The sequence below is a fragment of the Streptomyces sp. NPDC002888 genome (assembly GCF_042888465.1).
In the GTDB taxonomy this organism is placed as follows: Bacteria; Actinomycetota; Actinomycetes; order Streptomycetales; family Streptomycetaceae; genus Streptomyces.
Window position 1 is genome coordinate 349,359 of sequence record NZ_JBIAPU010000001.1, and the last position, 12,973, is coordinate 362,331.

Consider the following 12,973-nt stretch of genomic DNA (forward strand, 5'->3'; position numbering starts at 1 on the left):
CTCCAGTGAGGGACCGTCAGCGCAGCTTAATCCAAGGCCCCGCACCCGTCAGGTATCTCGAACACGGGTTTGTGTCGCGCCCGCTACCATGCGCGCCCATGAACGACGACGTGCGCAACATCGTCCTGGGCGTGCTGGCCGCCGGTGTCAGTGCCGCGCTCGGCTGGCTGGCCCGCACCTACCTCTGGAAGCGGAAGCTGCGGCGCCAGCAGGCCTTCTTCGGGCTGCCGGACAACTCCGAGTCGCTGCTCGTGGTGAACCGTGAGGCGGGCGGCGCCGAGCTGTCGGTGATGCGCCACGACGTGTTCGCCCTGCTGGAGCTCTCCGCGCTCATCAAGGACTGCAACGCCCACGCCCAGGTCGTCGGTCACGACACGGCCCGTCAGGGCTTCGGCGACCGCACGGAGTTCTGCGTCGGAGGGCCGTCGTCGAACCGCCGTATGGCAGCGCACCTCTCCTCCCTGCTGCCCGGTGTCCGGGTGAACGTGGACGCCGAGCCCGGGCCGGACCGCGGCGCCTTCCAGATCGGCAGCGAGCGCTACCGGGTCGAGTCGGGCACCACCGAGTACGTAGTGCTGGCCCGGCTGACCGTGGGCCGGCGCCCCGGGGAGCGGCCGGTGTTCCTGTTCTGCGGGCAGCGCGCGATCACCAACCAGGCGGCGACCCGCTACCTCGCCCGCCACCACGAGCGGCTGGCCCGCAAGCACGGCAACAACTCCTTCGTCCTGCTGCTGAAGGTCGTCAACTCCGAGGCGTACGGTCCCGATGTCGTCGAACTCGTCGCCGACGTGACCCGGGCGGCCCAGGCGCCGCTGCCGGAGGACTCCTCTACTCCACGCACCTCACACCGCGACTCCTGATTATCTGCACAGAGCAACAATCGTTACTCCCACGTAACTTACCGACGGGTTACCTCCGGTAAAGGACCGAGGTTACCGTCTGGTCACTTTGCATTGACACGAGTGAGGAGTGACCCGTGGGACACCAGCACCGCAAGGCCCTGCGCACGACCGCCGTGGGCGCCGTCTCGGCGACCCTCATCGCCGGTGGCGTCCTCGGCGCCGCCCCCACCGCGCGGGCGGCGGGGAGCAGCGTGCGCTTCGTCGACATCACGGGCGCCGACGGCACCGTCCTCAAGGCGAACGTCGTCACACCGGCGGGCGCGGACGCCTCGCGCCGCTACCCGCTCGTCGTCCTGCCCACGAGCTGGGGCCTGCCCCAGGTCGAGTATTTCGCCCAGGCCAAGCAGCTGGCCGACTCCGGCTACGTGGTGCTCACGTACAACGTGCGCGGGTTCTGGCAGTCCGGCGGCGAGATAGAAGTCGCGGGGCCGCCCGACGTGGCGGACGCGTCCAAGGTCATCGACTGGGCGCTCGCCAACACCCCGTCCGACGACCGGCACATCGGCATGGCGGGCGTCTCCTACGGCGCCGGGATCAGCCTGCTCGCCGCCGCGCACGACAAGCGGATCAGGACGGTCGCCGCGCTCAGCGGCTGGGCGGACCTCATCGGCTCGATCTACTCCGGCCGCACCCAGAACGTCCAGGCCGCCGGACTGCTCGACGGCGCGAGCCTCGTCACCGGCCGGCAGAGCGCCGAACTCCGGCAGGTCTTCGACGACTTCTACTCCTCGAACCTGGCGAAGGAACAGGACATCGTCGACTGGGGGAAGAAACGTTCTGCCGGGACGTACCTGGACCAGCTCAACAAGAACGGCGCGGCCGTCATGCTGGCCAACGCCTGGGGCGACACGGTCTTCCCGCCCAACCAGTACGCCGACTTCTACGAGAAGCTGACCGTCCCGAAGAGACTGGAATTCCGCCCCGGCGACCACGCCACCGCCGAACTCACCGGACTCTTCGGCCTGCCCAACGACGTGTGGACGGACACCCGGCGCTGGCTCGACCATTACCTCAAGGGCACCGACAACGGCATCGACAGCGAGCTGCCGGTACGGCTCAAGCCCCGTTCCTCGGGCGGCTACGAAGGCTACCCGGACTGGAAGTCGGTCGGCGCCACCAGCCGGAAGATCGACCTGGCGGGCACGACGACCATCCACACCAACGTCGACTCGGGAGCGGACGGCGGGGTCATCTTCCTGTCCAGCATCCTCGACCAGGTGGCCCAACTGCCCCCGGTGGCCTCGATCCCGCTGCTCCCCCGCCGCTGGGCCGCCGTATGGCAGTCGGAGAAGTACGCCACCGCCCAACACGTGCGCGGCACTGCCGAGTTGCACACCACCCTCACTCCGACCAAGGAGAGCGGCACCCTCGTCGCGTACCTGTACGACGTGGGGCCGCTCGGCCTCGGCAAGCTGGTCAGCAACGCGCCGTACACCTTCCACGGGCGTACACCCGGAAAGCCGTTCGGTCTCGGCCTGGAGCTGAACTCCACGGCCTACGACGTCCCGGCAGGGCACCGACTCGCCCTGGTGGTCGACACGGTCGACCCGCTCTACATCGAGCACAACCCGTCCGGCGCGCAGCTGACCTTCTCCTCGCCGGCAAACGACCCGTCGTACGTGTCGATTCCGCTGCGCGAGCAGTGATCTCCGGCTGCCGCCGGTCGGGCCTGGCTCCGTGCGCTGCCACCCCCCTACGGTCTCGGGGCCGTGGGGGGCTTCCCCAACTGGCGGCGGGGTCCCGGTTTCGGCCACGGGCATGAACGACACATCGTAGTCGAGGACCGACACGACTGGTTTTCCCGGTGGGGGAACTCAGTGTTTGAGGATCTTGGAGAGGAAGTCCCTGGCGCGGTCGGTGTTCGGGTGGGTGAAGAACTCGTCGGGGGCCCGATCCTCAACGATTCGGCCGTCGGACATGAACACGACGCGGTTGGCGGCCGAACGGGCGAAGCCCATCTCATGGGTGACGACGACCATCGTCATGCCCTCCCTGGCGAGTTGGCGCATGACCTCGAGCACCTCGTTGATCATCTCCGGGTCGAGGGCGGAGGTGGGCTCGTCGAACAGCATCGCCTTGGGCTCCATGGCCAGGGCCCGGGCGATGGCCACGCGCTGCTGCTGGCCGCCGGAGAGCTGCGCCGGGAACTTGGCCGCCTGGTCGGCGAGGCCGACGCGGTCGAGGAGTTCGCGCGAACGCCGGTCGGCGTCCTCCTTCTTGCGGCCCCGGACCTTGACCTGGCCCAACGAGAGGTTCTGCAAAACCGTCTTGTGAGCGAAGAGGTTGAAGGCCTGGAAGACCATGCCGACCTCGGCACGCAGCCTCGCGAGCGCCTTGCCCTCCTCGGGCAGCGGCTGCCCGTCGAGGAGGATCGTGCCCGACTGGATGGTCTCCAGTCGGTTGATCGCCCGGCACAGCGTCGACTTCCCCGACCCCGAGGGGCCGATGACCACGACCACCTCCCCCTTTCCGACGGTGAGGTTGACGTCCTGGAGGACGTGCAACTCCCCGTAGTACTTGTTGACGTCACGCAGTTCGATCAACGGATCGACGACCATGCGCAGCCCTACTCACTCTCGGCAGCTGTGTCGTGGTTGCCGCAAACTATCCAGACCTGCGTGACTGAAATGCCCGACACGCACCTTTCGTTCATTAGCCGTATTTACACTGGACCCCGGGCCATAGGTTCATGATTCGGCGACCTCGGCGTACAGCTGCGACAGCTCGGGAGCGCCACTGCCGGCCCACTCCTGACCGGAGGCCACGACGTCGAACTCGCGGCCGGAGGAGAGCCGTACGACCGGCTGGCCGTCGCCCCGGATCTCCCAGGCGGCGCCGGGCACCGTGCGCACGATGACCGTGCCGAGGTACAGCCCCGCGTCATTGCCGAGCCAGGGCAGGAGCTCCTCGTCGCCCCGCCAGCGCGGCACCATCTGATCGAGCGCTTCCAACGAGGCGGGCGAATCGTCGAGTTGAACGCCGCTCTTCGACGCCTGGGAGCGCAGCAGCTCGCACTCGGACAGCAGTTCGGCGATGCCCTCGGGATCGAAGGAGCCGGGCTTCTCACTCCGGTGGCCCAGAAAAGGGATCTTCATACACCCAGCCTGTCATTCGCACCGGCGTACGCACCACAGGCGCGCGGGCGGTCATTTCGGGGCGATTTCATGTCGGGTCCACGCATGGTTCGTTGACCTGTCCTCGCCGCCTGCCTAGCTTCGGTGCGTCTTTTCGTCCCCACCGGTGAGCGGGAGGAGTCGACGGGTGCACCGATCTGTCCGGGGTACGGCGATGGTCCTGGCCCTGATCGCCACGGCCCTGGTACCGGCCTCCTCCACACCTGCCACCGCCCAGGACCACTCCACCCCACTCCCCCTAGAACACCTGCTCGACAACACCGCCGTCAGCGACGACACCGACCCCGACGAGGCGGACTTCGACGGCTCGGGCGCCTCCCTGTCGGCGGACGATCTCACGGCCGCGGGCTGGACGCCCGGCCGCACACTCACCGTGCAGGGCGCCCGGCTGACCTGGCCCCGGCGGGCGCCGGGCGAGCCTGACAACGTACGGGCCGACGGCCAGGCCGTACGCCTGACCGGACGCGGCGACGCGCTCGCGTTTCTGGTGGCGGGCACGGACGGCGGCGCGCAGGTGACCGGTGAGGGCACGGTCGTCTACGCCGACGGCTCCCGCTCCTCCTACCGACTCACCGGCCCCGACTGGCGCACCGGCCCGCTCGCGACCAAGGCGGTGGCCCTGCCGCACGTCAACACACCGGGCGGGCAACTCACCGAGAAGGCGCGGCTGTACGTCGTGACGGTGCCGATCGCCCGGGCGCGCGAGGTGGCCTCGGTACGGCTGCCGCACGCGGCCGGTCTGCATGTGTTCGCGCTGTCGGTGCGGGCCGGGGCGCGGGGCTGGGCGGGCAGCTGGACGACCGCGACGTCCGGGCAGCCGGCCGTGGGGCCGTGGACCGACCGCACGCTACGGCTGGTCGTGCACACGTCGGTGGGCGGGCCGCGGGTACGGCTGCGGTTCGACAACACCTTCGCGTCGGCGCCGGTGCGGATCGGGAGCGCGACGGTGGCGGTGCGGGCGGCGGGCGCGGCGGCGCGGGAGACGCCCGTGCCGCTGTCCTTCGGGGGTGCCCCGGGAGTCGAGGTTCCGGCGGGTGCGCAGGCGTTCACCGATCCGCTCGGCTTCCCGGTGCCCGCCGGGGCCGATCTGCTGGTGAGCTTCCACCTGCCCGGCACGGTGACGGCGGCGCCCGCGCACCGGCTCGCGGTGCAGCGGTCGTACGTCAGCGGGCCCGGCGACCACGCGGCCGACGCGGCCGCGACCGCGTACACCTCGACGATCACCGGCTGGCCGCTGCTGACCGGCGTCGACGTGGGCGGTGGGCCGGGGTCCGTGGTGCTGCTCGGCGACTCGATCACCGACGGCGACAAGTCCACGACGGACGCGAACCGGCGCTGGCCCGACGTGCTGGCCGCACGGCTGCTCGGCCGGAGCACGATGCCCCGCTACGGGGTCCTCAACCAGGGCGTCTCGGGCAACCGTGTGGTCATCGACCGTTACCCCGGGGACGGGGTCCTGCCGGACCAGGCCGGGGTGAGCGCGCTGCACCGCCTCGACCGGGACGTGTTCGCCCAGACGTCGGTGCGTACGGCGGTGGTGTTCGAGGGGATCAACGATCTGCTGTCGGGCAGAACGGCCGAGGAGGTCGTCGCCGGGCTCCGGGAGATCGCCGACCGGACCCGCGCCCGGGGTCTGCGGCTCCTGGCGGCGACGCTCCTGCCCTGCGAGGGCTGGGCGGGCTGCACCCCGGCCGTCGAGGCACAGCGGCTCGCCGTCAACGCCTGGATCCGGGACGCCTGCGTGTTCGACGGCGTCCTCGACTTCGACGCGGTGGTACGCGACCCCGACCGCCCGACGCGGATGCTTCCGGCGTACGACAGCGGCGACCATCTGCATCCGGGGGACGCGGGGTACGCGGCGCTCGGGGGGTCGGTGGATCTGCGGCTGTTGTGACGGTGCCGCCGCGGGGTCACACGTCCAGGTCGACGACCACCGGCGCGTGGTCCGAGGCGCCCTTGCCCTTGCGCTCCTCCCGGTCGACGTACGCGTCCTTGACCGCCTTCGCGAACGGCTCGTTGCCGTACACCAGGTCGATGCGCATGCCGCGGTTCTTGGGGAAACAGAGCTGGCGGTAGTCCCAGTACGTGAAGGGGTGCTCGTACTTGAGCGGGCGCGGGACCACGTCGGACAGGCCGGCCTCGCGCAGGGACGCCAGAGCGGCGCGCTCGGCCGGGGTGACGTGGGTGAGGCCCTCGAACGCCGCCACGTCGTGGACGTCGGCGTCCGTCGGCGCCACGTTGTAGTCGCCCAGGACCGCGAAGGGGCGCCCGCCGGCCGCGTCCCCGGCGACGGCGGCCTTCAGGGCCTCGAACCACTGGAGCTTGTAGGCGTAGTGGGGGTGGTCCACCTCGCGCCCGTTCGGCACGTACACCGACCAGACGCGGACCGGGCCGCAGGTCGCGGAGATCGCGCGGGGCTCCTGCGTCCCGTCGTAGCCGGGGTCGCCGGGCAGGCCCCTGACCACGTCGTCGAGGCCCACGCGGGAGAGCACCGCCACGCCGTTCCACCGGCCGGTCGCGTGGACCGCCGCCTCGTAGCCCAGCTCGCGCAGCTGGTCGAACGGGAACTGCTCCTCGGCGACCTTGGCCTCCTGCAGGCAGAGCACGTCGGTGCCGCTGCTCTCCAGCCAGGCCAGCAGCCTCGGAAGGCGGGCGGTGATCGAGTTCACGTTCCAGGTCGCGATGCGCATGCCTCACAACCTACCCGGCGGGTCTGACAACGCGGCCTGCCCGGGGTTGTCACACCTCTGCCGAGGCTCCGGGCGCCAGCCGCAGGTGCTCCGAGCCGCCGAGGGCGCCGATCTGGTTGTCGTAGATCGGGCGGGCGAGGTCGGTGAGAAGGGCGTCGTGGATGTCGTAGGCGCGCTGCGGCTTGACCTCGCGGACGTAGTCGATGACCTCGGAGATCTTGCTCCAGGGGGCCATGACCGGCAGCATCAGCGTCTCGACGGCGTGGTCGGGGACGGTGAGGGCGTCGCCGGGGTGGAAGACACGGCCGCCGTCGACGAGGAAGCCGACGTTGGTGATGCGCGGGATGTCCGGGTGGATGACGGCGTGGAGTTCGCCGTGGACCTGGATGTCGAAGCCCGCGGCGGTGAAGGTGTCCCCGTGGCCGACGGTGTGGACGCGGCCCGGGAAGGCCGCCGAGATCTTCTCCGCGACCGACCTCAGGGTCCAGATCTGCGCGGCCGGGTTGGCCTCCATGGCGGCCCGCAGCCGCTCCTCGTTGAAGTGGTCGGGGTGCTCGTGTGTGACGAGGACGGCGTCCGCGCCGACCGCGGCGTCCGCCTCGCTGAATCCCCCGGGGTCGAGGACGAGTGTCTGCCCGTCCTTCTCGAGGCGGATGCAGGCGTGCGACTTCTTCGTGAGCTTCATGGGGTCCATCCTGCCGCTCCCGTGCGGCGGTTGCTCACTCGCCTGGCTCACTCCGGACTCTCCTCGGGCTCACTCCTCGGGGGTGGTCTCCTCGCGGATGACCTGCTGGGCCACCTTGAACGCGCTGTTGGCCGCGGGCACGCCGCAGTAGACCGCCGCCTGGAGCAGCACTTCCTTGATCTCGGCGGGGGTCAGTCCGTTGCGCAGGGCGGCTCTGGTGTGGAAGCCGAGTTCCTCCAGGTGACCGCCCGCGACGAGCGCGGTGAGCGTGACGCAGCTGCGGGAACGCCGGTCGAGGCCGGGGCGGTCCCAGATCTCGCCCCAGGCGTAGCGGGTGACCAACTCCTGGAAGTCGCCCGAGAAGTCGTCGGCCTGCGCCAGCGCCCGGTCGACGTGCGCGTCCCCGAGCACCTCGCGCCGCACCTTGAGCCCGGCGTCGTACGGGTCGGGCCGCCCCATGACCTGGGCCGGTACGACGACGGCCGGGGCGATCTCGGCGATGGGCACCGGCTGCGGGGGCGCGGCGGCCAGGACCGGCTTGACCGGCGCCGCGGGGATCGCCATCTGGCCGGTGGTCGACTCGAACGCGGGCTGCCAGGCGGTGGAGAAGTGCCGGACCAGGAGGTCGGTGACGGCGGCGGGCTGCTCGACCGGGACGAGGTGGGAGGCGCCGGGGACGACGGCGAGCCGGGCGTCCGGGATGCCGGCGACCAGCGTACGGGCCTCGGCGGGGCCGGTGACCTGGTCGTCGGAGCCGACGAGGACGAGGGTCGGCACGCCGACCCGCGAGAGTTCGGGCCGCACGTCGAACGCGGCGAGCGCCTCGCAGGCGGCGATGTAGCAGCCGGGGTCGGTGGTGCGGACCATCTGCACGGCCCAGTCGGTGATCGCGGGCTGGGCGGCGGAGAACCCGGTGGTGAACCAGCGGTCGGGCGCCGTACGGGCGATCGGCTCGAGGCCGTTCGTACGGACGATCACGCCGCGCTGCCGGAACTCGTCGGCCGTGCCGAAGCGAGGGGAGGCGGCGATCAGTGCGAGGGAGGCGAGACGCTCGGGGTGGCGCAGGGCCAGCTCCACGCCGACCGCGCCGCCGAGGGCGCAGCCGGCGTAGCCGAAGCGGTGCATGCCGAGACTGTCGAGGGTGGCGAGGAGCCGTGCGGTGAGATCGCCGACCGAGCCCGCGGGGTATGCCGGGGCCCCGCCGTGACCCGGCAGGTCGAACCGGAAGATCCGCCACTGCTTGGCCAGCTCCGGGACCTGCCGGTCCCACATGTGCCATGTGGTACCCAGTGAGGGACCCAAGATCAGGACCGGAGCGTCTTCTGGCCCGTCAAAGCGGTATTGCAGGGGGTTCGGTGGTGTCTCACTCACGCCCCAGACCCTCTCACGTCTCACGAAATCTCACACGGTCATGGGAACCCGGCGGCTCCTTACCCTCTCGGCGCAGCACGTCCGGCACTGCCGAAACCCTCGGGGATCCAGATACGAGTTCTCTGGCGTGTACGCGTGGCCGTGGGGACAGTGCGTCCTCCTGGCTCGCGCGCGCTCCCAGTCCCTGCGCCGCAGAGCTTCCTTCTTCGGCACGGCTTCCAGGTGGTCCCGGTTGCAGCAAAGCGTAAAGTGCCGTCCCCAAGGATCGGCATGACGCACCTGGAAGCCCTCCGGAATCTCACCGACCAACAACCTGAACACCACACGGTGGACAAGCTGTGTCTTTCCCTCGTAGGAGACTTGGCCGTAGCCTGACTGCCCCTTCCCGTTGCAGCTACCGGTCCACAGCCAGCAGCCGGTCTCCGGGTCCACCTCGATCTTGGCTGCCATACGGCTGGGCAGGTCGCTCGGTCGGTGGGCCGCCTGACTCAGGCTTGCCCCTCAGTCGCAGCACCGTGCAGGCCATCCCACGTCGTGGCGGCTTCGCGAAGATCCTCTACGTCGGGCTTCACGTACCACTTTTTGGTGGTCCTCACATTCGTGTGTCCAGCCCACCGCGCAAGGATGTGATCCGGCACGCCGTTGTTGGCCAGGTACGTGAGGCACGACGAACGAGCGTCATAAAGACGAACTCGGCGGAGACCAAGGATCACCATGAGCCGGTACGCGCGTCGGCGGAGTTGCTTGATGGTGAAGGCTTCTCCGGTCTCGTGCACCAGGACGTAGCCGGACTCTGCGTATGCCTCACCCAGAGCCAGCTTCTCCTTGGCCTGGAGGGCCTTGAACGACCTGAGCGCAGCCAGCACCGGAGCCGGCAACGGGAGTTCCCGTTCACCGGCCAGAGACTTGGTGTCCTTCTCCACGACGTAGCGATTGCCCATCATGGTCCGCGTATTGGCTATGATGATCGTGGCATTGTCCAGGTCGACGTCTTCCCACCGAAGCCCACAGACTTCAGCCGGACGTAGACCAATGAGGGACAGCAGGAGCGGAGCGTAGAGCCGTTCCCCCTTGACGCCCTGAACGAATCTCTGAACCTCCTGGACGTTCCAGGGCTTCACCTCCTCTTTCTTCTTCCGTTCTTCCTTTCGCGCCCTTCGCGGAATGGTCACGTGCTGGGCCACGTTCATGGTCACCAGCCGACGCGTCACGGCTCGGTTGAGAGCGTCCTTCAGCCGAGCAAGGCTCATGTCCACGCTCGTCACTCCGAGCGGAGTTCCGGCCCTTCCACCGCGTACGCGCCCGTGCTTCAGAGCCCAGTGCATCCACCCTTCTACGTCCTCTTCAGTAAGCTCCTGAAGACGGATGTGGCCCAATTTCCCCCGTACCCGGTCCAGGGTGATGCGGTAGTTGTAAATAGTGGTTTCTTCCAAGTCGTCAGCCTTCATGGCCAGCCACTGGTCGAGCCATTCATTCAAGGTGACCTTATTCGGCGGTGCGAGCGTGCCTTCCTGGCGACGGTTGGTGATGCGGGCATACTCGGCCTTCGCTTCCTTCAGCGTGCCGAATGTACGAGTTATCTGCTTGCGCTTCCCGGTGGCGTGGTCGATGCCCACATCGACCACGAACCGGTACCGGATCTGCCCCTTCGCGTTCGGTGGCAACTTCTTGATCGGATCGGACAGGGTTACTCACTCTCCTTAGGCCATGAAAATTCCACATTGGCGGAGGGCCGCAACGCTTCAGGGAAGCGACGCCGCGGCCATCAAGGCACCAGCAGACGGTGACGTTCTCTACGGGTTTGCGGCGCCACTTACTGCATCCGCTACTGCTCCACCGCCAAGCGCAGCAGCATGCGAACGCCCTCAATAGTCGTCAGGATCGCCGGTTTGGCTAACCGACGATCGTGGTCTATGTTGCGGGCGCGCGCAGGGGTTCGTAGACGTAGCTCAGGAGACCAGCCAGTACGGCCGGAGAGCGGGCGTCGCGCCGTCCGTTACGAGCGCCGGGGGCTCGTAGCGGTGAGCCGGCAGTTTCGCCTGCCACGAGGTGTTCAGGAGCACCTGCAACCCGGGCGACGTTTCGGATTGGCTCGGGTTGTGCCGCCATGTGCGCGAGGATTTCTCGGTCCCGGTGGTAGCCGCGTTGTTGCAATCCTCGCCGAACAGCCCGGCCGTACGGACGCAGAGAGATAGCGCCGTGGAGATGGCGGCGTAGTCCTCTCGCTCCTGAGCGGGCCATGCGTTCCGGGCGCCAAGCGGTGAGGAGCGGTGATAAGGAGCGGCTCGGAGAGGGGCATTCCGCAGGTGGCACTCCTTGGATCGGGGCCTCGGCGAGGAGGCCGAGCAGTATGAGCTGAGGTACCGGCTGCCGCCATGGCCGACCTGTCTGTTGTCGGCCCGGAAGCCCGAAACTCCTTGCTGACCTGGTGTTTTCCCGGACCGTTGTACGTTGACATGGTCCCGGAGCAGGTTCCAGTCCCTTGGGGCTCTTTCTCGTCTGCCATGAGCTGAAGCCGTACCAGGCGTCCTCCGGCACGCCGAGTGGAACGCGCGCCAGACTTCCTGGGAAGTTGACTGATCACCACCCTGCCGCCAATGCTCAGTCGCTCGGAGGGATCTTGGGCAGGGATGTAGAACAGCTCCGGGCGGCAGCGATGCTGCACGACATCGGCTACACGCCCTCGCTGGCCACCACCGGGTTCCATCCGCTCGATGGTGCCCGGTACCTCCGCGATCACATAGCTGCGGACGAGAGGTTGGGGGCAGCGGCGACGGCGGCCTGGATAGCGGACACGTGCATAGGCAGGTGCCTCCGGGTGGGGGGTGCTTCTATCTGTTCGGTCAAGCTCTGCGGGCTTGGTCAGGCTGCTTGTTCGTGCCCGGGCTGGTAGGGGGTGCGGTGTTTGAGCATGGCTTGCAGGACGTCGACGCGGCGGCGGGTGAGGCAGATGAGGGCGGCGTTGTGGCGCTTGTTCTCCGCCCGTTTCTTGACGTAGTAGGCCCGCGATTCGGGGCTGCTCAGCGAGGCGAACGAGGCCAGGAACAGGGCCCGTTTGAGTGTCTTGTTGCCGCTGCGGGGCGGTCCTTCGCCGCGGATGGAGGTTCCCGAACGACGTGTGGTGGGGGTCAGTCCCGCGTAGGAGGCCAGGTGGGCGGCGGTGGGGAACGCGCTAGCGTCGCCGACCTCGGCCAGGATGCGGGCGCCGGTCCTGACCGCGACCCCGGGCATGGAGGTCAGGACCTTCGCGAGAGGGTGGGCCTGAAGCAGGGCCGTCATGCAGGTCTCCAGGATCTCGCGGCGCTTGAGGAGCACGGCGAGGGACTCGGCCAGACCGGAGATGATCTCGCCGGCCGAGCCGGTGCCGGGGACCTGGACGGTCTGCTCGGCCAGGGCGGCATGGATCTGTCCGGCCAGCTCCCGCGGGTTCCGCATCCGTGGGGCGGCGTCGGTCATGACCTCGATGAGCTCCTCGGTGCGGACTTGGGCGAGTTGGACCGGGGAGCCGAAGGTCTGCAGCAGGGCCAGGACCGCCGGGTGACGCAGCCGCGGTCCCAGGAAACGTTCCAGGGCCGGATGGATCGAGGTGAGCAGGCCGCGCAGCCGGTTGGAGGTGCGGGTGGCGTCCTGGGCGAGGTCGTCGTCGTAGCCCAGACCATGGTCAGTTCGGCCCGCACGCCCTCGGCGGGGTCGATGCTGTGCAGCAGGTGGGGCATGGTGCGGGCGGCATCGGCGATGATGTAGGCGTCGCGGGCGTCGGTCTTGCCGGTGCCGGGATGGCAGTCGGCCAGGCGGCGCATGGACAGGCCGGGCAGGTAGGCCACCTCGCATCCGCTGGCGCGCGCCACGGCCACCGCCAAGGTCCCCACGGACGCAGGCTGGTCGACCACGACCAGGACTTTCCCCCGCCGTCCCAGGCGGGCGAGCAGCTCCCGCAGCTGGGGCCCGCCGTCGGGCAGCGGCTTGTCGAAGACGGTACGGCCGTCGGCCAGCAGGGCCGTGCCGTGATGGGCGGACTTGCCCACGTCCAGGGCTCAGAACACATCGATCGAGGTGAAGTCGTTGCTGGTCACCGGGCTTTCCCTCCCCGGAGTCACCATCTGGCCCGCCCGGGCACCGGAGATCGGCAGCCACATCACGCAGCCCTGCCTGTCGGCGGACACGCTTCCATCAGCGACCATCCGGCGCCGT

11 protein-coding genes and 2 pseudogenes are annotated in these 12,973 nt (G+C 69.2%); 4 read left to right on the forward strand and 9 right to left on the reverse strand.

Translation table 11 applies throughout. The features are described from left to right. The first annotated feature begins 98 nt into the window (after nucleotides 1-98). Nucleotides 99-860, forward strand: a complete 762-nt coding sequence (locus ACFYWX_RS01500) for a hypothetical protein (RefSeq protein ID WP_389421987.1) — start codon at nucleotides 99-101, stop codon at nucleotides 858-860. Between the two features lie 116 nt (nucleotides 861-976). After that, on the forward strand, nucleotides 977-2,548 hold the full coding sequence (locus ACFYWX_RS01505) for a CocE/NonD family hydrolase (protein WP_389421988.1): 1,572 nt from the start codon (nucleotides 977-979) through the stop codon (nucleotides 2,546-2,548). 168 nt (nucleotides 2,549-2,716) lie between these two features. Here the strand turns inward: ACFYWX_RS01505 and ACFYWX_RS01510 are convergent, their stop codons facing one another. After that, on the reverse strand, nucleotides 2,717-3,460 hold the full coding sequence (locus tag ACFYWX_RS01510; protein WP_389421989.1) for an amino acid ABC transporter ATP-binding protein: 744 nt from the start codon (nucleotides 3,458-3,460) through the stop codon (nucleotides 2,717-2,719). 129 nt (nucleotides 3,461-3,589) lie between these two features. Further along, nucleotides 3,590-3,997: a DUF6278 family protein gene (locus ACFYWX_RS01515; protein WP_389421990.1), complete on the reverse strand. Its 408-nt coding sequence runs from the start codon at nucleotides 3,995-3,997 to the stop codon at nucleotides 3,590-3,592. A gap of 193 nt (nucleotides 3,998-4,190) precedes the next feature. On the opposite strand from ACFYWX_RS01515, the gene ACFYWX_RS01520 reads away from it, so the two are divergent. Continuing rightward, complete coding sequence (locus tag ACFYWX_RS01520) at nucleotides 4,191-5,930, forward strand: SGNH/GDSL hydrolase family protein (RefSeq protein WP_389422162.1); 1,740 nt, start codon at nucleotides 4,191-4,193, stop codon at nucleotides 5,928-5,930. A gap of 16 nt (nucleotides 5,931-5,946) precedes the next feature. Here the strand turns inward: ACFYWX_RS01520 and ACFYWX_RS01525 are convergent, their stop codons facing one another. The 5 genes from ACFYWX_RS01525 to ACFYWX_RS01545 form a co-directional block, all read right to left on the reverse strand. Further along, on the reverse strand, nucleotides 5,947-6,726 hold the full coding sequence (locus ACFYWX_RS01525; RefSeq protein ID WP_389421991.1) for an exodeoxyribonuclease III: 780 nt from the start codon (nucleotides 6,724-6,726) through the stop codon (nucleotides 5,947-5,949). Between the two features lie 49 nt (nucleotides 6,727-6,775). Further along, on the reverse strand, nucleotides 6,776-7,411 hold the full coding sequence (locus ACFYWX_RS01530; protein ID WP_389421992.1) for an MBL fold metallo-hydrolase: 636 nt from the start codon (nucleotides 7,409-7,411) through the stop codon (nucleotides 6,776-6,778). 69 nt (nucleotides 7,412-7,480) lie between these two features. Next, nucleotides 7,481-8,782: a 4-carboxymuconolactone decarboxylase gene (pcaC, locus tag ACFYWX_RS01535; protein ID WP_389421993.1), complete on the reverse strand. Its 1,302-nt coding sequence runs from the start codon at nucleotides 8,780-8,782 to the stop codon at nucleotides 7,481-7,483. A 30-nt stretch (nucleotides 8,783-8,812) separates the two neighbouring features. Then, nucleotides 8,813-9,232, reverse strand: a complete 420-nt coding sequence (locus ACFYWX_RS01540) for an HNH endonuclease signature motif containing protein (RefSeq protein WP_107446672.1) — start codon at nucleotides 9,230-9,232, stop codon at nucleotides 8,813-8,815. Between the two features lie 38 nt (nucleotides 9,233-9,270). Next, nucleotides 9,271-10,446 carry a tyrosine-type recombinase/integrase gene (locus tag ACFYWX_RS01545; protein ID WP_254076169.1) on the reverse strand — a complete coding sequence of 392 codons (1,176 nt, stop codon included), beginning with the start codon at nucleotides 10,444-10,446 and terminating at the stop codon, nucleotides 9,271-9,273. A gap of 926 nt (nucleotides 10,447-11,372) precedes the next feature. Between ACFYWX_RS01545 and ACFYWX_RS01550 the strand changes: the two are divergent. Further along, nucleotides 11,373-11,543, forward strand: a pseudogene (locus tag ACFYWX_RS01550) (HD domain-containing protein); the annotation flags it as partial. 101 nt (nucleotides 11,544-11,644) lie between these two features. Here ACFYWX_RS01550 and ACFYWX_RS01555 read toward each other — a convergent pair. Continuing rightward, nucleotides 11,645-12,813 (reverse strand): annotated as a pseudogene (locus tag ACFYWX_RS01555) (IS110 family transposase). Between the two features lie 3 nt (nucleotides 12,814-12,816). Next, complete coding sequence (locus ACFYWX_RS01560) at nucleotides 12,817-12,945, reverse strand: hypothetical protein (RefSeq protein ID WP_307047397.1); 129 nt, start codon at nucleotides 12,943-12,945, stop codon at nucleotides 12,817-12,819. Between the last annotated feature and the right edge of the window lie 28 nt (nucleotides 12,946-12,973).

Coding starts and splice junctions, on each gene's coding strand:
- ACFYWX_RS01500 (WP_389421987.1), top strand. CDS start 99: ATGAACGACGACGTGCGCAACATCGTCCTGGGCGTGCTGGCCGCCGGT.
- ACFYWX_RS01530 (WP_389421992.1), bottom strand. CDS start 7,411: ATGAAGCTCACGAAGAAGTCGCACGCCTGCATCCGCCTCGAGAAGGAC.
- ACFYWX_RS01510 (WP_389421989.1), bottom strand. CDS start 3,460: ATGGTCGTCGATCCGTTGATCGAACTGCGTGACGTCAACAAGTACTAC.
- ACFYWX_RS01520 (WP_389422162.1), top strand. CDS start 4,191: ATGGTCCTGGCCCTGATCGCCACGGCCCTGGTACCGGCCTCCTCCACA.
- ACFYWX_RS01540 (WP_107446672.1), bottom strand. CDS start 9,232: ATGGCAGCCAAGATCGAGGTGGACCCGGAGACCGGCTGCTGGCTGTGG.
- ACFYWX_RS01515 (WP_389421990.1), bottom strand. CDS start 3,997: ATGAAGATCCCTTTTCTGGGCCACCGGAGTGAGAAGCCCGGCTCCTTC.
- ACFYWX_RS01525 (WP_389421991.1), bottom strand. CDS start 6,726: ATGCGCATCGCGACCTGGAACGTGAACTCGATCACCGCCCGCCTTCCG.